The 24,978-nt window shown below is 49.4% G+C and carries 25 protein-coding genes; 24 read left to right on the forward strand and 1 reads right to left on the reverse strand.

Going from position 1 to position 24,978, the window contains the following annotated elements:
- From RWY97_RS05275 to RWY97_RS05380, 22 genes are all read left to right on the forward strand, one after another.
- The gene (locus RWY97_RS05275) at window positions 1–1,230 is read left to right on the forward strand and encodes a beta-ketoacyl-[acyl-carrier-protein] synthase family protein (RefSeq protein ID WP_315565940.1); all 1,230 of its coding nucleotides are present in this window, start codon (window positions 1–3) and stop codon (window positions 1,228–1,230) included.
- Window positions 1,227–1,802, forward strand: a complete 576-nt coding sequence (locus RWY97_RS05280; protein ID WP_315565942.1) for a hypothetical protein — start codon at window positions 1,227–1,229, stop codon at window positions 1,800–1,802. The genes RWY97_RS05275 and RWY97_RS05280 overlap by 4 nt, the downstream gene beginning before the upstream one ends.
- Before the next feature lie 47 nt (window positions 1,803–1,849).
- Entirely contained in the window at window positions 1,850–2,944 is a 1,095-nt protein-coding gene (locus RWY97_RS05285) for a FlxJ family methyltransferase (RefSeq protein ID WP_315565943.1), read from the forward strand.
- Between the two features lie 10 nt (window positions 2,945–2,954).
- Window positions 2,955–3,200, forward strand: coding sequence for an acyl carrier protein (locus tag RWY97_RS05290; RefSeq protein ID WP_021583943.1), 246 nt, complete (start codon window positions 2,955–2,957; stop codon window positions 3,198–3,200).
- The gene (locus tag RWY97_RS05295; RefSeq protein ID WP_315565945.1) at window positions 3,200–4,096 is read left to right on the forward strand and encodes a lysophospholipid acyltransferase family protein; all 897 of its coding nucleotides are present in this window, start codon (window positions 3,200–3,202) and stop codon (window positions 4,094–4,096) included. Before RWY97_RS05290 ends, RWY97_RS05295 begins: the two co-directional genes overlap by 1 nt.
- 5 nt (window positions 4,097–4,101) lie before the next feature.
- Window positions 4,102–4,551 carry a hotdog family protein gene (locus RWY97_RS05300; RefSeq protein WP_314739963.1) on the forward strand — a complete coding sequence of 150 codons (450 nt, stop codon included), beginning with the start codon at window positions 4,102–4,104 and terminating at the stop codon, window positions 4,549–4,551.
- Window positions 4,552–4,569: 18 nt separating this feature from the next.
- Complete coding sequence (locus RWY97_RS05305; protein WP_314739913.1) at window positions 4,570–5,007, forward strand: acyl-CoA thioesterase; 438 nt, start codon at window positions 4,570–4,572, stop codon at window positions 5,005–5,007.
- Window positions 5,004–6,746: a beta-ketoacyl synthase N-terminal-like domain-containing protein gene (locus tag RWY97_RS05310; protein ID WP_315565947.1), complete on the forward strand. Its 1,743-nt coding sequence runs from the start codon at window positions 5,004–5,006 to the stop codon at window positions 6,744–6,746. Before RWY97_RS05305 ends, RWY97_RS05310 begins: the two co-directional genes overlap by 4 nt.
- Before the next feature lie 118 nt (window positions 6,747–6,864).
- Window positions 6,865–7,122: a phosphopantetheine-binding protein gene (locus RWY97_RS05315; protein WP_021583934.1), complete on the forward strand. Its 258-nt coding sequence runs from the start codon at window positions 6,865–6,867 to the stop codon at window positions 7,120–7,122.
- On the forward strand, window positions 7,119–8,861 hold the full coding sequence (locus RWY97_RS05320) for a beta-ketoacyl synthase N-terminal-like domain-containing protein (protein ID WP_315565950.1): 1,743 nt from the start codon (window positions 7,119–7,121) through the stop codon (window positions 8,859–8,861). The genes RWY97_RS05315 and RWY97_RS05320 overlap by 4 nt, the downstream gene beginning before the upstream one ends.
- On the forward strand, window positions 8,840–9,202 hold the full coding sequence (locus RWY97_RS05325; protein WP_024992062.1) for an EamA family transporter: 363 nt from the start codon (window positions 8,840–8,842) through the stop codon (window positions 9,200–9,202). Before RWY97_RS05320 ends, RWY97_RS05325 begins: the two co-directional genes overlap by 22 nt.
- Before the next feature lie 49 nt (window positions 9,203–9,251).
- Window positions 9,252–9,884 (forward strand): flexirubin biosynthesis/transport protein LolA2, encoded by a 633-nt coding sequence (gene lolA2 / locus RWY97_RS05330; RefSeq protein WP_311441445.1) that lies wholly within the window; start codon window positions 9,252–9,254, stop codon window positions 9,882–9,884.
- Complete coding sequence (locus tag RWY97_RS05335; protein WP_315565954.1) at window positions 9,865–10,287, forward strand: hypothetical protein; 423 nt, start codon at window positions 9,865–9,867, stop codon at window positions 10,285–10,287. Before lolA2 ends, RWY97_RS05335 begins: the two co-directional genes overlap by 20 nt.
- Window positions 10,271–10,642, forward strand: a complete 372-nt coding sequence (locus RWY97_RS05340; RefSeq protein ID WP_024992059.1) for an ApeI family dehydratase — start codon at window positions 10,271–10,273, stop codon at window positions 10,640–10,642. Before RWY97_RS05335 ends, RWY97_RS05340 begins: the two co-directional genes overlap by 17 nt.
- On the forward strand, window positions 10,635–12,080 hold the full coding sequence (locus RWY97_RS05345; RefSeq protein ID WP_390883263.1) for a glycosyltransferase: 1,446 nt from the start codon (window positions 10,635–10,637) through the stop codon (window positions 12,078–12,080). The genes RWY97_RS05340 and RWY97_RS05345 overlap by 8 nt, the downstream gene beginning before the upstream one ends.
- Window positions 12,081–12,087: 7 nt before the next feature.
- Window positions 12,088–13,584 carry a phytoene desaturase family protein gene (locus tag RWY97_RS05350; RefSeq protein WP_315565959.1) on the forward strand — a complete coding sequence of 499 codons (1,497 nt, stop codon included), beginning with the start codon at window positions 12,088–12,090 and terminating at the stop codon, window positions 13,582–13,584.
- Window positions 13,581–15,071 (forward strand): phytoene desaturase family protein, encoded by a 1,491-nt coding sequence (locus RWY97_RS05355; RefSeq protein WP_315565961.1) that lies wholly within the window; start codon window positions 13,581–13,583, stop codon window positions 15,069–15,071. Before RWY97_RS05350 ends, RWY97_RS05355 begins: the two co-directional genes overlap by 4 nt.
- A gap of 86 nt (window positions 15,072–15,157) precedes the next feature.
- Window positions 15,158–16,075 (forward strand): alpha/beta hydrolase, encoded by a 918-nt coding sequence (locus RWY97_RS05360; RefSeq protein WP_315565963.1) that lies wholly within the window; start codon window positions 15,158–15,160, stop codon window positions 16,073–16,075.
- A gap of 224 nt (window positions 16,076–16,299) precedes the next feature.
- Window positions 16,300–16,479 carry a DUF8506 family protein gene (locus RWY97_RS05365; protein WP_021583947.1) on the forward strand — a complete coding sequence of 60 codons (180 nt, stop codon included), beginning with the start codon at window positions 16,300–16,302 and terminating at the stop codon, window positions 16,477–16,479.
- Window positions 16,480–16,634: 155 nt separating this feature from the next.
- Window positions 16,635–17,948 (forward strand): flexirubin biosynthesis putative acyl-CoA ligase FlxY, encoded by a 1,314-nt coding sequence (flxY, locus tag RWY97_RS05370; protein ID WP_021583910.1) that lies wholly within the window; start codon window positions 16,635–16,637, stop codon window positions 17,946–17,948.
- Window positions 17,945–19,084 (forward strand): 1-acyl-sn-glycerol-3-phosphate acyltransferase, encoded by a 1,140-nt coding sequence (locus RWY97_RS05375; protein WP_315565967.1) that lies wholly within the window; start codon window positions 17,945–17,947, stop codon window positions 19,082–19,084. Before flxY ends, RWY97_RS05375 begins: the two co-directional genes overlap by 4 nt.
- An 8-nt stretch (window positions 19,085–19,092) precedes the next feature.
- Window positions 19,093–22,212, forward strand: coding sequence for an MMPL family transporter (locus RWY97_RS05380; RefSeq protein WP_315565969.1), 3,120 nt, complete (start codon window positions 19,093–19,095; stop codon window positions 22,210–22,212).
- Between the two features lie 485 nt (window positions 22,213–22,697).
- Here the strand turns inward: RWY97_RS05380 and xerD are convergent, their stop codons facing one another.
- On the reverse strand, window positions 22,698–23,651 hold the full coding sequence (gene xerD / locus RWY97_RS05385; protein ID WP_024992050.1) for a site-specific tyrosine recombinase XerD: 954 nt from the start codon (window positions 23,649–23,651) through the stop codon (window positions 22,698–22,700).
- A 138-nt stretch (window positions 23,652–23,789) separates the two neighbouring features.
- Here xerD and aroQ point away from each other — a divergent pair, with 138 nt between their 5' ends.
- Entirely contained in the window at window positions 23,790–24,227 is a 438-nt protein-coding gene (gene aroQ, locus RWY97_RS05390; RefSeq protein ID WP_315565971.1) for a type II 3-dehydroquinate dehydratase, read from the forward strand.
- Between the two features lie 39 nt (window positions 24,228–24,266).
- The gene (locus RWY97_RS05395) at window positions 24,267–24,938 is read left to right on the forward strand and encodes an O-methyltransferase (RefSeq protein ID WP_315565972.1); all 672 of its coding nucleotides are present in this window, start codon (window positions 24,267–24,269) and stop codon (window positions 24,936–24,938) included.
- The last annotated feature ends 40 nt before the right edge of the window (window positions 24,939–24,978 follow it).

A 24,978-nucleotide genomic window follows, 5' to 3' on the forward strand; every position in this document is an offset into this window, starting at 1 on the left:
ATGGTGAAAAGAGTAGTGATCACAGGCATCGGACTATGGGGATGCCTCGGAAAGAATATCGACGAAGTAACGGAAAGCCTCAAAGCGGGGCGCAGTGGCATCGGATTGGATCGCGACCGATTGACATACGGCTATCAATCGGGGCTGACCGGCCTCGTAGAACGGCCCAAACTAAAAGGTCTTCTCGACCGACGCGTGCGCACAGGACTGCCCGAAGAAGGCGAATATGCCTTTATGGCGAGTCGCGAAGCATTCAGAATGGCCGGTATCGACGATGCTTATATGCTGAAAAACGAAATCGGTTGTATCTTCGGCAACGACTCTTCGTCTACGCCGGTGATTGAAGCCGCCCGTATAATGGATGCCAAACACGACTCGGCATTGCTCGGAAGCGGTTATATTTTTCAATCGATGAACTCGACAGTTACGATGAATCTCAGCACCATTTTCCATCTCCGCGGCGTCAACTTTACCATAAGTGCAGCCTGCGCAAGCGGCAGTCACTCCATTGGGCTCGGTTATATGATGATCCGCCAGGGCCTGCAAGAGATGGTTCTATGCGGTGGCGCGCAAGAGGTTAATTGCTATTCGATGGCCACTTTCGATGCTTTGAATGCTTTCTCCAAACGAATGGACGAGCCAGAAAAGGCATCTCGGCCTTTCGATCGCGATCGCGACGGACTGATTCCGAGTGGAGGAGCTGCCGCTTTGGTACTTGAAGACTACGAACACGCTGTTGCACGCGGTGCCGAAATACTCTGCGAAGTAACCGGTTACGGCTTTTCGAGTAACGGAGGGGGCATCTCTCAGCCCTCGGACGACGGTAGTGTGTTGGCGATGCAACGTGCAATGACCGACGCAGGAATCACACCCGACGATGTAGATTACATCAACGCGCACGCCACCTCAACGCCGCAGGGCGATATGTTTGAGGCAAAAGCTCTTGCAAGACTGTTCTCCGGACGTCGCGCTTGGATATCTTCGACTAAGAGTATGACCGGTCACGAGTGCTGGATGGCAGGTGCCAGCGAGATCGTTTACAGCATTTTGATGATGCAAAACAGCTTCGTTGCACCCAACATCAATTTTGAAAACCCCGACGAATACTCCGCACCGTTACACATTGCACCGCAAACCGTAGAGACAGAACTGCATACCGTGCTCTCCAACTCATTCGGATTCGGCGGCACGAACAGCGCTTTGGTTATTCAAAATACAATAAAGATATGAAGAAGGTGATATTATTAGCATTGGCTTTCACAGCCACGCTTTGTGCTAATGCACAACGATTGATCGACGGTTCGCTGAAAAACTTAACACAGATAAAAGCCATTCAAGTCGTGTTCGAGTACAAGAACGCCGTCGTGCAGGGACTTCCCTATGCTGAGTTTATGGAAAAAGAACAACGAGAATTCAGTAATCGCAACTACAAAGACTTCAAAGACGAATGGAATCGCAGTCTTGCACCCGAGCTTCTTTATCGCTTCATCGAAGGCTATAACAAGATAGCAGATCGCAAGAAACTACCGGTATTCACATCGAAGAAAGCCGATTATAAGTTGACTGTGGATTATAACAGATTGGATCGCAATGGACAGGCATCGGCAGAATATATCTTTACCGATAAAGGCGGCCGTAAAATCGCCGTCGTGCAATGGGATTCGCCTAAGGGAGGAACATTCGGAACCTTCAAGAATCTTATCGGAGATGCCGGTGAAAAGAATGGAAAAGATTTCGCAAAGTTCCTTTCTGCCAAGAAGGTGAAACGTGAATCAAACGACGATGTATTTAATCGCGAGTAATCGACTCATACCGGTTGAACAGACATTATTCCTAAACGGCAACACCAATGAATCTATTTCCTCCCATCGCCGACGCCTATACGCGAGAGCATCTGTCAGCGCGTGAAGCGCAACGGCAGGCTGAACTCATCGCGTGGGGACCTATTGTGTTTCAAGTTTCACGCCTAATGGTGAAGTTGGGCATACTCGATCTGCTGCGCGATAACCGTGACGGACTCACCGTGAGCGACATTTCGAAGCATACGAAGTTGTCAGAATACGCCGTGAAGATACTTACGGATGCCTCACTGAGTGCAGGAACAATTCTCGTAGACGCTGAAACCGACCGCTTCACATTGTCGAAGACGGGCTGGTTTTTACTCACCGACCCTGCCACACGCGTCAATCTCAATTTCAATCACGATGTCAACTACCGCGGAATGTTCTATTTAGAGGAGGCGCTTCGCCGCAGTAAGCCTGCCGGTTTGAAGACTTTAGGCCAATGGTCGACGATTTACGAAGGGCTGTCTCATTTGCCTAAGCAAGTGCAAGAGAGCTGGTTCAGCTTCGATCATTTTTACAGTGATCACTCGTTCGACGAAGCCTTGCCCATCGTTTTCACTCGAAAGCCCAAGCGTTTGATGGATGTCGGCGGTAATACGGGACGTTTCGCGCTGCGCTGTGTGGGCTTCGATGCCGACGTGCAGGTGACAATCGTCGACCTGCCCGGGCAAATCAAGATGATGAAGAACAATGTTTCAGAGTGTGCCGGAGCCGATCGCATCACCGGTTTTGCCACCAATCTGCTCGATGAGGGTAGCGAATTGCCCCGCGGCCAGTGGGATATCATCTGGATGAGTCAGTTTCTCGACTGCTTTTCCGAGGCCGAAATCAGCAGTATCCTGCGTCGTGCAGCACAGGCAATGACAGCCAATACGCATCTGTTGATTATGGAAACGTTCTGGGATCGACAGCGTTTCGAACCTGCCTCACTGTGTCTCACGATGACAAGCGTTTATTTCACGGTAATGGCCAACGGCAACTCGAAAATGTATCACAGCGATGATATGATCCGATTGATTGCTGATGCGGGTCTCCGAGTAGCCGAAGTCCACGACGGATTGGGCCAAGGACATACAATATTAGATGTTACATTAAAATAAAACAAATATTATGACACGTGCAGAAATAGAAGAAAAGGTACGTAATTTTTTGATTGAGGATCTCGAAATCGATGAAGAAAAGATCAAGCCCGAGGGCAAACTGAAAGACGATCTCGGCATCGACAGTTTGGATTTTGTAGACATCGTGGTGATCGTCGAGAACAACTTCGGCTTCAAAATCAAGCCCGAGGAGATGTCGGGAGTTGTCACCCTTAAAGACTTCTGTGATTATATCGAGCGCAAAGTGAACGCCTGATGCAGCAAGAATGGCAAGGATCGACCGACGGCAACAGGTGGATGCAGCAGCAACTCATCAACTGTTTCCGGTTTCTTAACCTCCGCATCTATTACGCGGGAGTAGCGGTTGTCGTGCCGTTCTATATGATTTTTGGACGCGGATTCCGTTCATCGTATAACTTTTTCAGGCATCGTATCGGCTGCGGAAGATTCTGTGCGTTTGCAATGACCTATCAGAACTTCTTCCGTTTCGGGCAAGTGATGATCGATCGGTTTGCTACTTACGCCGGCAAAAGATTCCGGATAGACGTCGACGATTATGAGTCGTTTGCCAAGTTGGCCGCACAGCCGGATTCGTTTATGATGCTCAGCGCCCATACGGGTAATTACGAGATGGCCGGTTACAGCCTTGTCTCCGAGCAAAAGCCGATTAATGCCATTGTCTTTGCTGGCGAAACAGAGACTGTTATGGCCAATCGCACGCTCCAGTTCGGCCGAACCAACATCCGGATGATTCCCATTCGCCCAGATATGAGTCATCTATTCGCCATCAATCGGGCGTTGCGCGACGGCGAAATAGTAAGTATGCCGGCCGATAGATGCCACGGGTCAGAGCGCACGGTGCCGTGTATGTTCTTCGGACAGACGGCCAAATTCCCGATGGGACCGTTTGCAACAATCGCCCAACGCAATGTTCCGGCCCTCGCCATCTTTGTTATGAAGGAGTCTATCAGTCGTTATCACGTTTTCGTTCATCGTCTTTCGATGCCCGAAAAGGACGTCTCCAAGCACGAATTGATCGAAAATATCGCACAGCAATACGCCGCTTGGGTAGAGAAAACCGTGCGGGCGTATCCCACGCAGTGGTTTAACTTCTTCGACTTTTGGGCCGATCCCAATGCTAAAAATAAATGAATCAGATGCAACCGAATCATTTTCCGCCTTTCAAGAGCATTGACATACACACGCTGTTGCCGCAACAACCGCCCTTTGTGATGATCGATCGCTTGTTGCATTACGATGAGACGCGCACAGTTTGCAGTTTCACCGTTCCGGAAGACAATCTGTTTTGCGAAGCAGGTGTGTTCAAAGCAGCAGGCCTGATCGAGAATATCGCACAGTCATGTGCCGCTCGTCTGGGTTTCATCAACAAGTATATTCTTCGCCATTCAGTGCAGATCGGCTACATCGGAGCCGTGCGCAATCTCGTGATTTCTCGCGAACCGCGTGTCGGTGAAACGCTCATCACCACCGTCGATGTCGAAGAAAGCGTAATGGGAATGACCTTGGCGTCGGCCGAGATACAAGTAGATGGTGAGCAAATTGCCACGACACAGATCAAAATTGCACTCGCCGAACAAACCATCTGACCCGTAAACGCATTGCAAATGGCAACATTGACAGCATCCAAAGAGTTTGAAATACGTTTCAGCGAGGTTGATTCGATGAACGTAGTGTGGCACGGTTCGTACGCGCTTTACTTTGAAGACGCCCGCGAAGCATTCGGAGCAAAATTCGGATTAGCGTATATGACCATCGCCGATAACGGCTGTTTCGCTCCACTTGTCGACCTTTCTTTCCAATATCTCAGGCCTATTCGCTACGGAATGAAGTGTCGCGTAGATATTATTTATCGCCCTACCGAGGCAGCAAAAATAGTCTTTGATTACGAGATTCATAGTTCAGCCGATGACGAGTTGATGGCAAAAGGCCATAGCGTGCAGGCGTTTATGGACAAGCAATACCGCCTGATGTGGTATCGTCCCGACTTTTACGCCGCATGGCAAACCCGTTGGGACGTCTTCAATAATAGCAAACAACAATGATTGAATGTATTAGCGATAATATCACTTCGCCTCTCGGCTGGACGACCAATGAGAATTTCGAGCACGTAAAACGTGGAGATACACGCTTGAAACGATATGACAGCCTATGGGGATTGCCAGAATCGTTTGTCGGTTCGATGTTCGACGACGGAGCCATTGAGGCCCGTTTCGCCGCCATCAGCCCTGACGGCGACGCTTATACACGGTTTGAGAAACTCGCCATCTTGTCTATTCGCGAGGCCATCGACCGACTTTCATTCAGCGTTATCAATGCAAAGACGGTCTTGATTTTATCTACCACCAAGGCCAATGTCGAACTCCTCGACCCCGATCAGCAGCCGAACATCCCCCGCGAACGGGCTTCTATCTGTGCGGCTGCACAACAAATCAACAACTTTTTCGGCTTTCACGCCCCCGTAGTAGTCGTTTCCAACGCCTGCATTTCGGGTGTCTCGGCTCAGGTTATAGCCAAAAGACTCTTGGAACGTGGCTATTATCGTCGTGCCGTTGTATGCGGATGCGATATCCTTTCCAAGTTTATCGTGTCGGGATTTCAGTCGTTCAAGGCGCTGTCCGACGCCGAATGCCGACCTTTCGACAGCGAAAGGCGCGGGCTAAACTTAGGCGAAGCCGCTGCAACCATCGTCCTGCAAGCCTGCGGAACAAAACGAACGAGACCGCAAAGTTGGGTCATCCAAAGCGCAGCTGTTCGTAATGATGCCAACCATATATCCGGTCCTTCACGCACAGGAGAGGGCAGTTACCGGGCGTTGAAGTATGTCTTACCACGCAACAAGGCGCAACTCGCCTTCGTCAATGTGCACGGCACGGCCACGCCATATAACGATGAGATGGAAGCTATCGCCCTTTCGCGCGCCCGTCTCACATCAGTTCCAGTCAATGCAATGAAAGGTTACTACGGACATACATTGGGAGCGGCCGGCGTTTTAGAGACGATCCTTTCAATGAAAGCCGTCGAAGAGGGTGTCATTCTGCCCACGCGAGGGTTCCGACAGTTAGGAGTGACACACCCGGTAAACATCGTTCACAACCTTGAAGCTACCAATCAGCACCAGTTTATCAAGCTCCTCTCGGGTTTCGGAGGTTGCAATGCCGCCGTAAGATGGACCAACGGACCGGCGAAACGCATACAGGAACCGGTTAAAAGTATGCGAGACCACATCTCGCACACCGTTTACCTCAGTGCGACCCATATCGTCCGCGACCACAAACCAATACCGAACGTACCCGAAGGAGCCACTCGTCTCACCTATTTATATAAGACCTACATCGGCGATTACCCAAAATTCCACAAGATGGACGGATTAAGCAAGTTGGGATTCATCACTACTGAGCTCCTACTCACCACGATCGACCCTGCGATCGACATCTCCAACAGCGCTATCGTACTCGTAGGCAACACCGGATGTCTAGCTACTGACAAGCGCTATCAACGTACGATACAAGACCAACAGCAGTTTTTCCCCAGTCCGGCCGTGTTCGTTTACACCCTGCCCAACATCGTAACGGGCGAGATTGCCATTCGACACAAGATTCACGGAGAGACAGCTTACTATGCACTTAGTACTTTCAACAAGACGCTTTTCCACCGAATCATCACGTCGACATTCGATGACGCCGAGACAGATAAAATCATCGGTGGGTGGATTCAATATGATAATGACGACAATTTCGAGGCTTCGCTCGGATTATATACAGTAAATAAGGAGATAAGTTAACGAGTAAACAAGGAGGCAAGGAGAAGTAAATGAGTAGACAAAGTAAACAAGTTAACAAGGCGGAAGCCTCTCGTCAACTTGCCAACTCGTTCACTCGTCAACTATAAACAAATAAAATATGGACACATTAAAAGACACTTTAAAGGCGCAAATCATTGAAGCGCTGTCGTTAGAAGAGATGACTCCTGCCGACATCGACGATGAAGCACCGCTCTTCGGTGAAGGTTTAGGCCTCGATTCAATCGATGCACTCGAGCTGATTGTATTGATGGAGAAAGAGTATGGTATACGACTCGACAACCCGAAAGAAGGAAAAGCCATCTTCACTTCCATCAATTCGATGACCGATTACATAAAAACCCACAGCAAACAATGATCGTTATCACCGGCGCCGGCATCGTTTCAGCCATCGGCAACAATCAGACAGAGGTTTGCCAGGCCCTACTCGAAGGTCGGGAAGGCATTCGTGGCGTGCGATTTTTAGCTACCGAGCACCGCGAATATCCTGTCGGCGAAGTGCAAATGAGCAATGCGGAAATCAAACAACGGTTAAACGCATCGCAACTAACTGTTAGTCGCACGACGATTAACGGTATATTGGCACTCAAAGAAGCGTTAAACGCAGCGTCATTAACGGTTAATCATTTAGCAACTACGGCTTTGATCTCCGGCACGACGGTCGGAAGTATGGATCTGACAGAACTTAGTTACGTTGCCGGTCAGGACGAATCGGCCATCGGAGACTGTGGAAAGACTACGCAAGATATGGCCTCCTATTTCGGCGATTGGGGCTTGGTTACGACGTGCAGCACAGCTTGTTCGTCAGCTGCCAACAGCATTTTGGTGGGCGCCAACTTGTTGCGTAGCGGCCGATTCGAACGTGTTGTGGTCGGCGGCAGCGAATGTTTATCGCGCTTCCACTTCAATGGCTTCCGCACGTTGATGATTCTCGACAAGGCGCCTTGTCGTCCGTTCGATGCCGATCGGGCCGGTCTCAACTTGGGCGAAGGCGCTGCTTTCCTCGTGATGGAGACCGAAGCGAGCGCCCACCGACGCGGTGTGAAGCCCTTGGCAGTACTCTCAGGTTGGGGCAATGCGTGCGACGCATTCCATCAAACGGCCTCATCGGATGAAGGCGAGGGAGCCTTTCGGGCTATGACAAAGGCGCTCGAAAGGGCCAGTTTGACCCCATCGGACATCGATTACATCAATGTTCACGGTACGGGAACGCCTAACAACGATGCCAGCGAGTGTCGGGCGTTGCAACGGATATTTGCAAACGCAATGCCACCCATATCGTCTACCAAGTCGATGACGGGTCACACCACGAGTGCTTCGGGGGCTATCGAAGCGGTAATTTGCCTTTTGGCCATTCAGAACAAGTTCATTCCGCCTACACTCCATTGGCAAACGCCGATGCCGGACGGCATTATACCCGTGACGAAAACCATCCGCAACCGACGCTTACAGCACGTTCTCTGCAACTCGTTCGGGTTCGGTGGCAACGATACTTCACTCATTCTCTCCGATTATGAGCACGCGAAAGCGATACCTCAAATGGTCGAGCGCCGCCCTGTTTACGTGAAAACGGTGGTAAAGTATCAAGATATTGCCCCCGAAACAATGCCTAAGATTCCGCCGATGGTGGCCCGTCGATTGAGCAGTTTACTGAAACGCGCCTTGCTGACAGCACTTGTCACCTTGCAGAGAGTGGGTATATCAAGTCCAGATGCCATTGTTACGGGCACGGCGATGGGTTGTGTTCACGACACAGTTTGCTTCTTGAAAGAGATCAAGGAACGCGGAGAAGAATTGCTGAAACCCACTCATTTTATGCAGTCTACACACAATACGATCGGTAGCCTCATTGCAATCTACACGCATTCGCACGGTTATAACAACACGTTTTCTCACGGACGGGAGTCGTTGCACAGTGCGTTGCTCGATGCCCAACTGCAAATCGAAATGGGAGAAAGCCGTAATGCACTTGTAGGTCTATATGACGAGCAAGACGAAACAAGCTTATGCATCTTCCTGAGTGGTGATAACAACGGCCAATCAGTCGTTCTTGACGACGCGAAAATTTGTGAATTATGTGGGGATTATTGCCATTAGCCTTACTGCAATCAGCATTGTTGGCCTTGGGTCAAGTAACGTTGAAGATCTCATTACAGCAGATCGGCACGTTCAGTTGGTCTTGGCAGTTTTTCGCGCGCACGTTCACCAATGTGTGGTTTGCCCTCTGCGGACTTTGTTTCGGTGTGTCATCGCTCCTTTGGATGTACATTATCAAGCACTATCCATTAAGTATGGCCTACCCGATGATTAGTCTCAGCTACGTGATGGGGATGCTTGCCGCCGTACTGATATTCCACGAACACGTACCCGTTACACGTTGGATCGGACTTGGATTGATAATCATCGGAGTAGTATTAGTTGTTCAAAAAGGCTATTAAAGCATAATTCACAAACTTAAAAACTGATAAACTCAGAAACTCAAACAGTATGAAACAAGTTCTTTTGATAGTCTTCATACAGTTTCTCACTGTGAGTGCAACTGCGCAGACACCTGTCAATGAAGCGCAGGCACGACAGATGACGGAGCAAGTAAATAAAGCCGCACAGGCGATGAAGACGTTGCAATGCACCTTCCGACAGACAAAGACGTTACGAATACTGAAAAACAAGATGGTAGCCAAGGGCCGGATGTGTTACAGCCAGCCCTCGCAACTGCGCTGGGAATATACGAGTCCTTATCAGTATGTATTCATTGTGAACGGCAACAAAGTACTGATGAAGAACAGTAAACGTACCGATGTCATCGACGCGAACAAAAACAAAGTGTTCAAACAGATAACATCCATAATGATGAGTAGCGTTACCGGCAAGTGTTTAACAGATCAGCAGAACTTCAAAACGCAGATGTCGACGAGCGGAACAAGCTGGATTGCACGCCTCACACCGGTTAAAAAGGAACTGAGACAGCTGTTTTCACAACTCCTCATCACGTTCGATACTAAGCGGATGGTGGCCGTTCGCGTTGAGATGATTGAAAAAGGAGGCGACAATACAGTGATAGAACTGCTCGACCCAATTAAAAATGCATCTGTCAACGGCAATGAATACAAGATTGATTAAGTGTCTCTTACTGAGCATCTGCTTGTTGGTCAGTCTCTCGACAGCGGCTTCCCGGCAAGACACTTTGCAGCTTTCGGTGCAGATCGGAATGAAAAAAGCAGTACTTTCGGGCATCTGTATAATGGCTATCGATAGCAATCGGATGGTCAAAGGAGCCGTTATCAACGAGTTCGGAGTGAAAGCTTTCGATTTCATTTACAACGAACGGAAACACAAGGTACGCCTAATCGATATAATGCCGATGCTCGATAAGTGGTACATCCGTCACATTCTGCGTCGCGATCTGCGGAAAATCATTCCGCAACTCATCACCCGCGGGTCATGCGAATACACTGATCTAAAATACGGGATCGACTATATCTTCAAACCCTTAGAACAAGAACACAATGCGATTAGCGAATGATTTCTACCGTATCGAGACTTACGAAGAGTGTAAAAGTGGTGCTGTAGCCCGACTGAAACTCAACAGCGAGCACGTGATTTACCGTGCTCACTTCCCCAATCAACCCGTAACGCCGGGAGTATGTATGATCGAAATGCTTACGGAATTGATGGAGAAACGTATCGGGAAACCGTTGTTCCTGTGTAAAGTAAGGAACATCAAGTTCCTGAATAAATTGAGTCCGGCTGCCGTTCCGGTTATTTCGATATCTTTTTCCTATCAAGTCGAAACCGGAGAAACCGCAAAATATGCTGTGAAAGGCGAAATCTTCGGCGATGAACAAGTATTTGCCAAACTGTCTGTTACATATGAATAAACGCGTGTGTGTAGTCATTCCTACCTTCAACAACGCCCGAACGTTGTCCGAGGTGATTCAGGAAGTAAGCCGATATGTGGCCGATATTATCGTGGTTGACGATGGTTCGACCGACGCTACGGCTCAACTGCTTGCCGACTGCACGTTACCCATCACCGTGATCACGCTTCCGCGTAATGCAGGTAAGGGCCGAGCGCTTTGCAAAGGATTTGAGGAAGCACGCCGACAAGGCTTCGATTATGCCATTACTATCGACAGTGACGGACAGCATTACGCATCAGATATCCCCAAATTCATCGCAGCCATCCGCCGATATGCGGGCTATCTTATCGTCGGTAACCGTTTCGACCCATCCCTTTTCAATGAAACCACAGGCCGAAATATGAATACCGAGAGCCGATTTGCCAATAAATTCAGCAACTTTTGGTTCCGTTTGCAGACCGGTATACGGTTAGACGACACGCAAACAGGCTTCCGCGCTTATCCGCTCAGGCAGCTTCGCTGGCTGAATGGCATCACTTCGCGTTACGAAGCCGAGTTAGAGCTGCTGGTGTTTGCCGCTTGGCACAACGTCGGCATCCGCAGTATTCCCGTTCAAGTGTACTATCCGCCACAGTCGGAGCGCGTCAGTCACTTCCGACCTTACTATGACTTCGCCCGCATCTCTGTATTGAATACCGTGCTGTGCGGCATTGCCCTCGTGTACGCTTGGCCCAAACGACTCATCCGAACGGTGCTCACCGTGGGTATGTTGTTGCTTCTTTTCATTGTGATGTTGTTCGTCCAGCTGGCCCTTTTCATCTTCTTCAACTCGCATCGGGTAACCGAACACCAGCGACTTCGTTATCATTCGTATATCCAAAAAGTATCGCGTTGGTTGCTGAAACACGTTCCCGGCGTTACGACACGCGTCCTCAACGAAAGTGGAGAAGACTTTCTCCGCCCCGCAGTCATCATCAGCAACCACCAGAGTCACCTCGATTTGCTGTGTATTATGATGCTCACACCTCGCTTAGTCATAATGACCAAACGTTGGGTTTGGCGCAATCCGCTCTACGGTTTGGCCATTCGCTACGCCGAATATCTACCCGTAACACACGATTTCGATACGAACGAGCGACTGCTTCGGCGTCTTTCCGAGCGCGGTTATTCGATAATGATCTTCCCAGAAGGCACTCGTTCGGCCGATTTAGACGTGCATCGGTTCTCGCAAGGAGCGTTTTACTTAGCACAAAAGTTCGCTCTCGACATTGTACCTGTCGTACTTCACGGTACCGGAGTGGTGCTCAACAAACGGGCAAAGCACATCACTCCCGGCGAGATTACGGTCGAAATCAAGCCCCGAATACGCATAACCGACTCTGAATACGGCTCGACACCGATGGAAATAGCCAAGACTTTCCGTCGGAAATATATCGAATGGACTCAAAACGAATGATATTTCAATGAAGCGTTGCATTATTATTGGCAGTGGATTAGGCGGTCTTTCGTGTGGCGTTATCCTCGCTCGGAACGGCTATCAGGTAACGATTCTCGAACAAGGAACACAAATCGGCGGTTGTCTTCAATGTTTCCGGCGAGACGGAGTGAAGTTCGAGACAGGGATGCATTTCATCGGAAGTGCCGAAAGAGGGCAGACTTTGCACCGTCTGATGCACTATCTTGAAATGGATAATATACCTTTGAGCAGGCTCGACAAGCACGGTTACGACGTTATTTCACTGTCAGGCGAATGCTTCCGGCTGGCTAACGATCGGGGGCCTTTCATCGAACAATTATCCGAAAGATTCCCGCACGAAACCGATCACATTGTTAAATACTACGATTTAATTGAAGAAATTGCCCGCGCCTCATCGCTCCACTCCCTGCGACAAGCCGACAGCAATGCTGCCATCAATACCGAGTACCAGATACGGAGTATCGACAACGTCGTCGATTCGATCATTACCGACCCAATGCTTCGCAATGTTCTCGTGGGAAATTTGCCGCTCTACGCTGCCGAAAAAGGTAAGACTCCCTTTGCCACTCACGCCTTTATTACCGACTTTTACAATCAAAGTGCCTTCCGAATACCTGGCGGAAGTGATGCTATTGCACATTCGTTGACCGACACTTTGCGACGTTATGGTGGCGATGTGATGACTCGAAAGAAAGTCACCCGCATTCTTTGCAATAGCGAAAAAGCTACGGGTGTGGTCACAGAAGACGAAAGCCATTATGCAGCCGACCTCATTTTAGCCTCTGTTCATCCCTCCCGATTAGTAGAAATGCTACTTGATATTCCACTGATACGTCCTGCTTACAGGGCCCGTATACATCAGTTGCCCAATACCACGGGTGGTTTCGCAGTCTATATGAAGTTCAAACCGGGTACAATGCCTTATTTAAACCACAATTATTACGGCTATCGCGATCCCTCGCCGTGGGCTTGCGAGCAATACACCGACGACGATTGGCCCCGCGGATTCTTATATATGCATATGTGTCCGACCGTAACTGACGGTGCGATTCCGCGTTTTGCCGAGTGTGGCGAACTGCTGAGTTATATGCGATTCAATGAAGTAGAACATTGGAAAGGCACCCAAGTGGGACATCGCGGAGCAGATTATGAAGCCTTCAAACAGGCTAAAGCCGAGCGGCTTATCGATGAAGCGAATCGCCAGTGTCCCGGTTTGAGGGCGGCGATAGCGGCTTATTGGACATCTACTCCACTCACTTACCTCGACTATACAGGTACGGAAGCAGGCTCGATGTACGGTGTTGCCAAAGACATTAACAAGGGAGCGGCCTGCCACGTACAGCATAAGACGAAGATTCCGAACCTTTTACTCACCGGGCAGAACATCAATTCGCACGGAATGTTGGGCGTACTTGTAGGCACGATTGTCACTTGCAGCGAGCTACTTACGGCCGAAACCATTTATCAACAGATAAAAGAATGAATGCAGACATTATTATAATAGGTGGCGGTTTGGGCGGACTGACAACCGGAGCGTTGTTAGCCAAAGAGGGATTACGCGTTATCGTCTTAGAGAAAAACGCCGTTATCGGCGGTGGTTTGCAGACTTTCAGACGCGGAAACGTCGAGTTCGAGACCGGAATGCACATACTCGGAGGATTCCGAAAGGGTGGAACCCTGCACCGAATCTGCACGTATCTCGGTATCATCGACCGTCTTCGGCTGCGCGATATGGACGAGTGGTGTATGGATGAGATTACTTACGGCGAGGATAACGTCACTTATCGCATTGCGTCTGGCAGACAAGCATTTGCCGAAAGTCTTGCAGTCTACTTCCCTAAGCAGCGCGAACAGTTGCACAATTATGTCGAAGCGCTCTACAAACTCACTGATGAGATCGACATATTTCATCTTCGTCCCGCCCGTGAAGACATCATTCAGCACAGCGAACAGTTTTTTTGGCCGGTCGATAAATGCATTGCCCACTATGTCACCGACCCAAAACTGCGCGACCTTCTGGCGTATATGAATCCGATGTATGGCGGTATTGAGGGACACACACCTGCTTACATACACGCACTGATCAATGTTCTCTACATCGAAGGACCGTCTCGTTTCGAGGGCGGAAGTCTGCAAATGGCCCTGGCTTTACAGTCGGTTATCGAGCAGGCAGGCGGTCGTGTCATTGCCAATGCACCCGTAGAGCATATCGAAGTGCGTGAGAAAGCAGTGCAAAAAGTGGTAACACACGACGGAACCGAATATCAAGCCGATCGTTATATAGCTGCTATTCATCCATCAGAACTATTCCGTATCACCGACGAAAACGCTTTCCCGCGTGCTTATCGCAATCGTTTGGAGAGCCTTCCGAATACTTATTCCACCTTCAACTTATTCATTGAGCTGCACGAAGGAGCGTTCCCCTATATCAATCACACGTGTTATTACGAGCGCGATTACCGTCATATCTGGCGCCTCGGAGAGTATGTGGAGGGCCAATGGCCTGTCGGTTTTATGTTTATGACGCCCACTTCGGCCTGTCAAGGACCGTTTGCCACGCATATGATCATCAACAGTATTATGCCATATGAGGCCGTGGCGCAATGGGAAAATACATTGACGGGTCGGCGGGGAGCCGATTATGAGGCGTGGAAAAAAGCCCGGCAGGAAGATATTATCCGGCTGATGGAACTGCGTTATCCCGACTTTCGCCGTGCCATCAAGCACATTTACACAGCTACACCGCTTACTGTTCGCGACTATTTCCACACCAAACACGGCTCGTTGTACGGTTATGAGAAAGACTGCGAGAACTTTCTGCGCTCGCAAGTACCGATATTCACCAAAGTAAGCAACCTCTTGTTGACGGGCCAGAATATCGGACTTCACGGCATTTGCGGCGTTCCTCTCTCGGCGATTAACACCGCCGAGGCAATCGTGGGAATGAATCAGATTATCCGAAAAATGTAAAGTGAGGCAATGAGTTGGTAAGTTTTTGAATTTATATGGATATTAGTTACATTATCAGATCGATGCTAAAAACCATTATTTTATGGATGTTGATCCTTTCAGCCACCGCCGCTCGCGCCCAAATTCGTATTTGGGCGGATACTGACGAACGTGCACCGAGTGTGACGCTAACGCCTTATCTCCCAGCCACGGGCGATAAACACGTGGCCGTAATCATCTGTCCAGGCGGCAGCTATCACTGGCTCGACCGTCAGGCAGAGGGTATAGACGTGGCGCATTGGTTGCAGTCACAAGGCATTGCGGCCTTTGTATTGAGCTATCGGACGGTGGGCATCATCCCGTTTATCACCCATTCGCGCCTCCTTTTCAGAGGAGTGAGACATCCGGATATGTTCCGCGACGTTCAGCGTGCCATCCAATTGGTGCGCGAAAGGGCACAAACGTGGAACATAGCAACCGACAGTGTAGGCATGATGGGCTTCTCGGCAGGGGGACATCTGGCAATGGCGGCGGCCGAATTTGCCGCAACCGACTTCCTGGCTCCAATCGGAATACACGCCAACGTGTCGTTACGGCCCAACTTTGTAGCCGCTCTTTATCCCGTGGTTACACTCTCTGACAAGCGATTCGTGCACAAACGGTCGCGCAAGGGACTGCTCGGTGAGTGGGGAAAGAACAATAGACAAATGCGCGACTCACTCTCGTTAGAGCGTCACGTGCCATCAGACTGTCCACCGGCATTCATTGCTTGCTGTGCTGACGACCCTGTCGTGCATCCCGCAAACGCCGCTTTGCTCGACTCGGCACTCACTGCCCGCCATATCGATCACCGTTACATCCGCTTCAATACGGGCGGACACGGCTTCGGAGCAAGTGCCACGCGTGGCACAGAGGAGTGTCGCCGATGGAAAGAAATGTTCCTGTCGTGGTTGCAGGAGATTTTAAGCCGCCAAGCGCAACACGACCTTTCGACTCGCGATACAACACAACACAGCAATGAATAAAAACGACTCACTTTATTCGCGAATGTAAAAACAAAGTGTTACTTTTGCAAAGAAAGATATGCTATGACGCGAATGCAGAGCGACTATAATCTGCAAACGGCAAGAAAAAATGGGAAAATCGCAGGTCGTTTTGCCGAGATTCGAAAGATTGCAGCATTGTTCTAATGATATAGAAAATGCTTTTAACAGAAAAGAAAAAGAGAAAAGCGAGAAAGTAAAGCGTTATGTCGGATAAAGAAATAGAATTATATCTCAAAACACTCGATGAAGGGTTAAAGGCTGCCGAACGGCAAATGTTGGAAGAAGAAACCCTTTATAACGAGTCGGTTACGATTAGAGATGAGAACAATCAGATTGTAAACATTCCGGCAAAGGATCTACTTGCCAAACACTTCTATAATTAACTGATTGACAATAAGATAGAAACAGCATTACAACTAACGGTTAATCACTGTGCATCTAACGGTTAAACGTACGACAATTAACCGTTAACCGACGTGCGAAAAGCCGTTAATTAAAATGCAATGAATATCAACGTATAAGAAAACAACCAATAAGTATGTCACAAGACATCGAATTTCAATCGCCTGAAGCCATCAAATGCTTTCAAGAAAAGCTGCTTCATAAACAGTTGGCGTACCTCAACACACATTCAAAATACTACCAACGGATGTTCGATCAGCACGGTATCGACATCGCAAAGGTGCGGTATCTTGAAGACTTAACACGTCTCCCCTTCACCGAAAAACGCGACTTACAGCTCTTCAACGACGACTTTTTGTGTGTCGCGAAGAATGAAATCATCGACTATATTACCACTTCCGGCACCTTGGGCGACCCAGTAACATTCGGCTGTACGGATCAAGACCTGGATAGATTGGCCTTCAATGAGGCCAAGTCTTTTGAATGTGCGGGACTCAAAAAGGGCAATATCGTGCAACTGATGACCACACTCGACAAGCGGTTTATGGCCGGAATGGCTTACTTTCTCGGGCTACGCAAGTTGGGTGTAGGCGTTATTCGCGTGGGCAACGGCATTCCCGAACTGCAATGGGACACCGTAATGCGCATCCATCCGGACACCATTATGTGCGTGCCTTCATTTATTTTGCGGCTCATCGAATATGCAGAAGAACACGGAATCGATTACCGACACTCCTCCATCAGGCGCATTATCGGTATCGGCGAGGGACTTCGTGAACAGGATTTCACACTCAATCTGCTTGGCAGGCGCATTCAAGAGAAGTGGCCCGAAGTACAACTCTTCGCCACTTATTCAAGTACTGAGATGGGTGCAACGTTTTCCGAGTGTGCGTTTGGTTGTGGCGGACACGTCCATCCCGAGTTAATCATTGTCGAAATCATTGGCAACGACGACCAGCCTGTGGCTGACGGCGAAGCGGGTGAGGTCGTCGTGACCACGCTCGGCGTGCAAGCAATGCCGCTGTTAAGATTCAGAACAGGTGACATTGCAGCCAAACGTGTGGACAAATGCGAGTGCGGCAGGTGGGCATATCGGCTTACTCCGCTCGTGGGTCGTAAAAACAACCTCATCAAACTCAAAGGAACCACGCTCTATCCGCCCGCTATCAACGACGTACTTGACAATACTTCTTACATAGAGAACTATGTGGTCATCGTGCGAGAGTCGGCGGCCGGTACCGACGAAGTGGTTATTCGCGTCGGAATCAAGCCCACCGCAACAAACAAGTCGGCCGAAAATATCGTCAAAGACCTTAAAGATCACTTCCGTTCACGCATTCGTGTGGCACCGATTATCGAACTGTTGCCGGTCGGAGAAGTGCAAAAAATCAACTTTCCGGCCAAAAGTCGCAAGCCCATTAAATTCATCGACGAACGCAAAAAACAATGACACACACCGCAGAAAACCATTATTCGCCCAGCTTTTTCGATGATATCCGACCCTATAACAACGCAGAAATACCCGCAGCAATGCACCGGATTGCCGACAGCGAACTGTTGCCGAAGTTGGCAGCGTTTATCTTTCCCGGCGTTTCTGTCGACGAAATCCGAGCCCTGTTGCGTGAAATCAAGACATCGGACGAGTTTCAACACAAGGTGATGTACGATTTCAACGTACAGGTAATCAAACATTCGGTAACGCAATTCACCTGCAACGGCTTGCAGAATTTATCGCCGTCGCAGTCTTATATGTTTGTAAGCAACCATCGAGACATCGTTCTCGACGCATCACTCTTGCAAATGGCACTCACCGATGCGGGATTTCCGACCAGCGAAATCACGTTCGGCGCCAATCTGATGTGCCATCCATTGCTCATCGATATAGGTAAAAGCAACAAGATGTTTCGTGTAGAACGCGGTGGAAATGCACGCGAGTTTTATCGCAGTTCGCTGCATTTATCGCAATATATTCACTATGTTTTGACGCACAAGAAGTCGTCAGTTTGGATCGCACAGCGCAACGGGCGCACCAAGAACGGCATCGATGCGACCGACCAAGGACTAATTAAGATGTTCTCGATAGCAGGCGGACACGATAAGATGAAAGCACTTTTGGAACTTCACATCGTGCCCGTTGCCGTGAGTTATGAGTGGGAACCCTGCGACATCTTAAAGGTTCGAGAACTTCATCGGGCACGAACCGAAAAGTATGTAAAGCGTCCCGGCGAAGACATCGACAGTATTCTGACGGGCATTTTACAGCCGAAAGGGCGCGTACATTTTGAGGTTTGCGAGCCTTTAACGGCCGATGAGCTGTTCGCTTACCGTTCGTTGCCGGCCCACGACGCCGTAAGCAGCGTGGCAAAGCTCATCGATCGCCGTATCATCAGCAATTATCGGTTGATGACAAACAATTACATTGCCTATGATTTGGTGAACAATGCACCCAAACCGACTGCTCCTTACACGGTAGAAGAGCGCTCGGCGTTCGTCGACAGAATGAATTCGCTGTCCGACTCGGCATTGCGCGAAATCTTTCTGGGCATTTATGCCAACCCCGTTATCTCTCAACGAACGCTCAAATAAGTAGGAAGATGACGACCTTTGTACTGCGTTTGTACGACTATCTGCATCGAAACCGATGGCTATGTTACGTTCTTTTGACCGCGATTGTCGTTGGATCAGTATTGCTCACGCTGCGTCTTCGTTTCAATGAAGACATCAGCGACTTTCTGCCTAACGATGAGGCATATCAGAAATCGATGTCGATTTATCGGCAAATCAATGCGGCCGACCGCATCTTCGTTGTCTTCCAGTTGCGCGATTCATCGCAAACCGACACCGAAAAGCTGATCTCTGCCGTCGAGTTATTCAGCAAACAGACAGCCGGAGAGCATTGGAAAATAACGGCGCAAGTAGACTATGACAAGCTGATAAACATTGCTTCGTTCGTTTATCGCAATGCACCGCTCTTCCTGACAGCGGCCGACTACAAGCGAATGGAACGCCAACTGGCACCCGACAGCATTGCTTCGGCCCTGCAACGAGCCCAAGAACAACTGCTGTTTCCGACCGGCAGCCTTGTAAGTAACAACATTCAGCGCGACCCTTTGGGACTGTTTACCCCCTTGATAACTCGACTTCAAACTGCCAATAGCAACATTCGCTATGCGCTCAACGACGGTTTCATCTTCACGCCCGATAATAAACGCGCCATCATTATGATCGATTCGCCTTACGGGTCGAGTGAAACCAGCAAGAATACGGCGCTGATCAATCGGGTAAACACCGCTGCCTCGGCTGTTGAACAAGCCATACCGGGCGTGCAGATACAAGCTACCGGCGCCCCCGTTATCGCTGTTCAGAATGCCCGACAGATCAAAACCGACAGTCTTTGGGCCGTGAGTATCGCTGCCGTTCTTATCCTTTCGCTGCTCTTTTACGCATTACGCAGCCTCCGCAAGATGTTATTCATCGTGGTTTCGTTGGCTTTCGGCTGGCTCATTGCTATGGCAGGGATGTCGGTTCTGCACCAACACGTGTCGGTAATCGTGCTCGGCATCGCCTCGATTATCATCGGCATTGCTGTCAATTATCCGTTACATTTTGTCTCGCATCTATCTCATCAACCTTCGCCTCGCGCTGTTTTGCAAGATATTGCCGAGCCTTTGGTCATCGGAAACATCACTACCGTGGGAGCGTTTTGCGCCTTGATACCGCTCGATTCTACCGCTTTGCGCGACTTAGGTATATTTGCTGCGTTGATGTTAATGGGCACAATCCTCTTCGTTATGGTCTTTTTGCCCCACCTTTGCAAGCAAAACGCAGTGCAAAAAGTGGTCGGCCAGCTGCAGGAAGAGACAAACGAGACCGCGGAATACACCCCTACTTATCCCCGCAACAAATGGGTAGCCGGCTCGCTCATCGTTATCACGCTCGTGTTGGGCTATTTCAGTCTTTCCACGTCGTTTGATACGAATATGCAAAACATCAACTATCTCGATCCCAATCAGCGTGAGCTGCTGGCCGGTCTCAGCAAAATGCGCAACGAGACACCCAGCGAAACACAACTATATATCGCTTCCGAGGGCGCGACGGTTAATGAAGCGCTCACGCGGAGTGAGCAAGACAGTGCTGATGTATTTATCACCAGCCGGCGCGAACAGCAACGCCGAATCGACCGATGGAATGCTTTCGTGCGCCGACATCACGCCGAATTCTACATCCATCTTCCTCAAACAGCTGCCCGAATCGGCTTCTCGACCGAGGCTTTCACCGATTTTTATTCCCTTTTAAACACTCCGTTTCATCCCCAAAACATCCGTTTCTTTGCACCGCTCACGACCAACGGAATCGGGACTCGTATCATCGGGCGCACCGCCGTGCGTGTAACGAACGTGCCGACAGCTGTTGCCGACAGCCTCATTACAGCCTATGCCGACCAAAATAACGGCCGTTGGGCTTTCGATGTACAGTCGATGAACAGCACGATAGCCGTTTCTTTGTCCGACAACTTCAATTACATCGGTTGGGCCTGCGGACTGATCGTGTTCGTATTCTTATGGCTTTCGTTCGGCAAAATCGAACACGCACTCGTCGCTTTCTTACCGATGGCGGTATCGTGGATATGGATTCTTGGCACGATGCACCTTTTCGGAATGCGCTTCAACTTGGTAAATGTAATTCTGGCAACATTCATCTTCGGTCAGGGCGACGATTACAGCATCTTCATTACAGAAGGTTTGATTTACGAACGCACGCACCATCGCCGGATGCTTGCCTCTTATACACGCAGCATTTTGCTATCGGCCGCGATAATGTTTATCGGTATGGGCACACTGATTGTTGCCCGCCACCCGGCGCTTCATTCGTTAGGCGAGATTACGATAGTGGGTATGGCCTCGGTGGTTGCAATGACTTACGTGCTTCCTCCAATAGTTTTCGGATGGCTGTACACACGTAGCGACGGCAGCGACAGGCCATTCCCCGTCACCGTCCGGCGACTCGCGGCTACGTCGTTTGCCACTATGGTCTATCTCGGGCAGATATTTTACGGGTTGTGTCTGAGCACGTATCTCTTCAAGATTCGCCGCAAAACGCCGGCTCGGGTACGCACGCTTCATAACCGGATGTACCGCTTTTTCAAATTCGACATACATCGGATTTCCGGCGTAAAGACCACCATTCTAAACCCCGATAACGAAGACTTCGAGCGTCCGGGCATTATCATCTGCAATCACCAGTCTATTCTCGACCCCGTTTGTTTGATGGCCCTGTCGCCCAAAATCGTGATTATCACGGGAAAAAAGGTGTGGCATAATCCTGTGGTTCATCGTATCTTAAAGTTCGCCGACTTCCTTTCGATAGAGCAGGGAGCAGATGTTCTACTGACCCAATGCCGTCAACGCATAGCCGAAGGATACAGCATTGCGATCTTCCCCGAGGGCGAACGGCCACTGACCGACGGCATCGGGCGTTTCCACAACGGTGCTTTTCTGCTCGCACAGCAACTTAATGTCGACCTCATTCCGGTCTATTTATACGGCTTGCGCACGATAATGCCCCGCGGTTCGATGCTCTGCGACCGCGGCGATATTACCGTCAAGATCGGTCGTCGGATAACGATTGCCGAACAAAAGACGATGGGCAGCACCGCGTTGGCACTCAAAAAGGAAGTTTATCGCAGGTTTGTTGCGGAGTACTTTTCCAATTGAGAAATGATGATTGACAGTTGATCATCCTTCTTAGCTCCCGAAGTTAGGGGGCTGGGGATATGTAATCAAACACTCATTGATAATTGAAAGTTCTTCGGTCAGTATTCAAGTAGAAAAGCAGAAAGTCACAAATAAAAATAGATTTGTATGTCATTGATTTTTAATGACATACAAATCCCTTTCCAAATAGTGGCTGCTTGCACGCTGATTAACCGTTAAACGGCGAGCGTTTAACGGTTAGTTGCAAGGTGATTAACGGTTAAACGCACGATGATTAACGGTTAGTTGTAAAGCGTTTTATATGTTGTTGATTTTCAGTAAGATACAAATCTTCTTTCTCTTGCACCCTTTTACGCTCTTACTTGAATGTCAGTCCAAGGATTCTTAATTGTCAATCACCAATTGGGTACATACTCTTAACTGGCTCCTTCGGGCTCATCCCGAAAGGGAGAGAGGTGAGAAGAAAAACGATTAACAGTTCATGATCAATGATCTATTGGCAAATCAGCCTTTTGTCCGCGTATGATTTCACGGCGATTGCGGGGATGATGCTCAAGGATTTCTTGTCGGAGGGTGTGCGTGTCGATGTGCGTGTAAATCTCGGTAGTACTGATATCTTCGTGACCGAGCATCGCCTGAATGGCGCGCAGGTCGGCTCCGCCTTCCAAAAGGGCCGTAGCAAAAGAGTGACGGAGCGTGTGCGGGGAGATGGTTTTCGTGATTCCGGCCTGCAAGGCTTGGCGTTTGATCATAATCAGAATCATTGTTCGAGTGAGATGTGAGCCTCGGCGATTGAGGAAAACATAGTCTTCTTCACCGGGTTTGATATCCATTCGGCGACGATCTTCAAACCAGAGGTCAAGCTCTTTGATGGCTTTGGGCGAGATGGGGACGAGTCGTTCCTTGTTGCCCTTACCCAAAACACGGATGAAACGATCGCTCAGAAAGAGATCGGAAAGGCGAAGATGGGTGAGCTCAGATACGCGCAGGCCGCAGGAAAACAGTACTTCGATGATGGCTCGATTGCGATGCGACTCGGGTTTAGACATATCCAAGCTCGCTTCAAGGGCATCTACCTCGGCGGTTGAGAGCACTTCGGGCAGATGTTCACCCAAAGTGGGCGATTCGAGAAGCTCCGTCGGATCAGCCGTGAGATAGCCGTCGAGCAGCAGGAAACGATAAAATGCGCGGATGCCACTTAATATTCGTGCCTGCGATGAGGGACCGATGCCGAGTTCGTGAAGCGTAGCGGCAAAGTGTTGGAGGTGTTCGAGCTTGACATCAAGCACGGAAACAGTTTCCCGATGGAGATAATCGAGCAGTTTTCGAAGGTCTCTGTGATAGCCATCGACGGTATTCGGCGAATAGTTTCGCCCGAGTTTAAGATAGCGTAGATAGTTTTTGACAATGCTGTCGGGAGCTGAATCCGTTTTCTTCATTTGCGTTTCGTGTTGCAATGCAAAGTTACGGATTTTCTTGAAGACAGTCGTACGGCGCACGAAAAAGTGCAAATTGGAGAGCGATTTTTGAAAAATTGTGGTATATTTGCGCTGCAAACGAATCATCCATACAGTGAAATGAAAATACAGATTATCAACGGCCCCAATCTGAATATGCTCGGAAAGCGCGAGCCGGAGATATATGGCAGCCAGTCGTTCGAGACCTATCTCGCAGCGTTACGCAAGCAATTTGCAGGCGTTCAGCTTGATTTCTACCAAAGTAACATCGAAGGCGAACTGATCGATAAGATGCAAGAAGTAGGCTTCGAGTATAATGGCATCGTGCTGAATGCGGGCGCTTACACCCACACGAGCATCGCTTTGCAGGATTGTATTCGGTCGCTGGCGTGCCCGGTGATTGAAGTTCATATCTCGAATGTGCACAAGCGCGAGGAATTCCGGCATCATTCAATGCTCAGTTGTGCCTGCATCGGCGTGATTGCAGGATTCGGATTGGAGTCTTATCGACTGGCAATCGAGTATCTGACAACAGGCTTCCTACGTCCTTTTCAATAGGAAAGGAGACACGATCTCAGTCTTAAAGTAAGTAGAAGTATGATAAAACCAACGAAGATCTCCCCACTTTCGGAGAGCCCGGAGGAGACTCTCGACGCCTATATCCTTGCTCACAGCGACCCCGAGGGCGATTATCTGCATCGTCTTTATCGTGCAACGAATATCCATACGGTGCACGGACGAATGGCGAGCGGGCATTTGCAGGGCCGCGTTCTCAAAATGTTGGTCACGATGATCAGGCCTAAGAACATCCTCGAAGTAGGTACTTTCAGCGGCTACAGCGCCATTTGCCTGGCCGAAGGACTGCCGGAGGGAGGCCGAGTGTGGACTTTTGAAGTGAATGATGAGATGGAAGACTTCACGCGTCCGTGGTTAGAAGGAAGTCAATTTGCCGACCGCATCAACTTCATTATCGGTGATGCAAATGTCGAAGCGCCTCGATTGGGCATCACATTCGATATGGTTTTCATCGACGGTGACAAGCGAACGTATCTCGAAACCTATGAAATGGCACTCTCTGTCACCCGCAGTGGCGGCTACATCTTGGCCGATAACACGCTTTGGGACGGTCATGTAATTGATCGTTCGTATGACAACGACCGGCAAACAAGCGGTATCGAGCGTTTCAATGACTTCGTTGCAACAGACCGCCGGGTAGAACGCGTCATTCTTCCGTTGCGCGACGGACTGACGATTATCCGTAAATTATAAGATAAAAGACTTACGAATAAAAGAAATAAAGGAGTTAAGC

Source organism: Hoylesella pleuritidis (assembly GCF_963541955.1).
Lineage (GTDB): Bacteria > Bacteroidota > Bacteroidia > Bacteroidales > Bacteroidaceae > Prevotella > Prevotella pleuritidis.

Coding starts and splice junctions, on each gene's coding strand:
- RWY97_RS05310 (WP_315565947.1), top strand. CDS start 5,004: ATGATTGAATGTATTAGCGATAATATCACTTCGCCTCTCGGCTGGACG.
- RWY97_RS05395 (WP_315565972.1), top strand. CDS start 24,267: ATGATAAAACCAACGAAGATCTCCCCACTTTCGGAGAGCCCGGAGGAG.
- flxY (WP_021583910.1), top strand. CDS start 16,635: ATGTCACAAGACATCGAATTTCAATCGCCTGAAGCCATCAAATGCTTT.
- RWY97_RS05295 (WP_315565945.1), top strand. CDS start 3,200: ATGCAGCAAGAATGGCAAGGATCGACCGACGGCAACAGGTGGATGCAG.
- RWY97_RS05305 (WP_314739913.1), top strand. CDS start 4,570: ATGGCAACATTGACAGCATCCAAAGAGTTTGAAATACGTTTCAGCGAG.
- xerD (WP_024992050.1), bottom strand. CDS start 23,651: ATGAAGAAAACGGATTCAGCTCCCGACAGCATTGTCAAAAACTATCTA.
- RWY97_RS05335 (WP_315565954.1), top strand. CDS start 9,865: ATGAATACAAGATTGATTAAGTGTCTCTTACTGAGCATCTGCTTGTTG.
- RWY97_RS05375 (WP_315565967.1), top strand. CDS start 17,945: ATGACACACACCGCAGAAAACCATTATTCGCCCAGCTTTTTCGATGAT.
- RWY97_RS05355 (WP_315565961.1), top strand. CDS start 13,581: ATGAATGCAGACATTATTATAATAGGTGGCGGTTTGGGCGGACTGACA.
- aroQ (WP_315565971.1), top strand. CDS start 23,790: ATGAAAATACAGATTATCAACGGCCCCAATCTGAATATGCTCGGAAAG.
- RWY97_RS05300 (WP_314739963.1), top strand. CDS start 4,102: ATGCAACCGAATCATTTTCCGCCTTTCAAGAGCATTGACATACACACG.
- lolA2 (WP_311441445.1), top strand. CDS start 9,252: ATGAAACAAGTTCTTTTGATAGTCTTCATACAGTTTCTCACTGTGAGT.
- RWY97_RS05380 (WP_315565969.1), top strand. CDS start 19,093: ATGACGACCTTTGTACTGCGTTTGTACGACTATCTGCATCGAAACCGA.
- RWY97_RS05325 (WP_024992062.1), top strand. CDS start 8,840: ATGTGGGGATTATTGCCATTAGCCTTACTGCAATCAGCATTGTTGGCC.
- RWY97_RS05315 (WP_021583934.1), top strand. CDS start 6,865: ATGGACACATTAAAAGACACTTTAAAGGCGCAAATCATTGAAGCGCTG.
- RWY97_RS05365 (WP_021583947.1), top strand. CDS start 16,300: ATGTCGGATAAAGAAATAGAATTATATCTCAAAACACTCGATGAAGGG.
- RWY97_RS05345 (WP_390883263.1), top strand. CDS start 10,635: ATGAATAAACGCGTGTGTGTAGTCATTCCTACCTTCAACAACGCCCGA.
- RWY97_RS05320 (WP_315565950.1), top strand. CDS start 7,119: ATGATCGTTATCACCGGCGCCGGCATCGTTTCAGCCATCGGCAACAAT.
- RWY97_RS05340 (WP_024992059.1), top strand. CDS start 10,271: ATGCGATTAGCGAATGATTTCTACCGTATCGAGACTTACGAAGAGTGT.
- RWY97_RS05290 (WP_021583943.1), top strand. CDS start 2,955: ATGACACGTGCAGAAATAGAAGAAAAGGTACGTAATTTTTTGATTGAG.
- RWY97_RS05350 (WP_315565959.1), top strand. CDS start 12,088: ATGAAGCGTTGCATTATTATTGGCAGTGGATTAGGCGGTCTTTCGTGT.
- RWY97_RS05275 (WP_315565940.1), top strand. CDS start 1: ATGGTGAAAAGAGTAGTGATCACAGGCATCGGACTATGGGGATGCCTC.
- RWY97_RS05360 (WP_315565963.1), top strand. CDS start 15,158: ATGTTGATCCTTTCAGCCACCGCCGCTCGCGCCCAAATTCGTATTTGG.
- RWY97_RS05285 (WP_315565943.1), top strand. CDS start 1,850: ATGAATCTATTTCCTCCCATCGCCGACGCCTATACGCGAGAGCATCTG.
- RWY97_RS05280 (WP_315565942.1), top strand. CDS start 1,227: ATGAAGAAGGTGATATTATTAGCATTGGCTTTCACAGCCACGCTTTGT.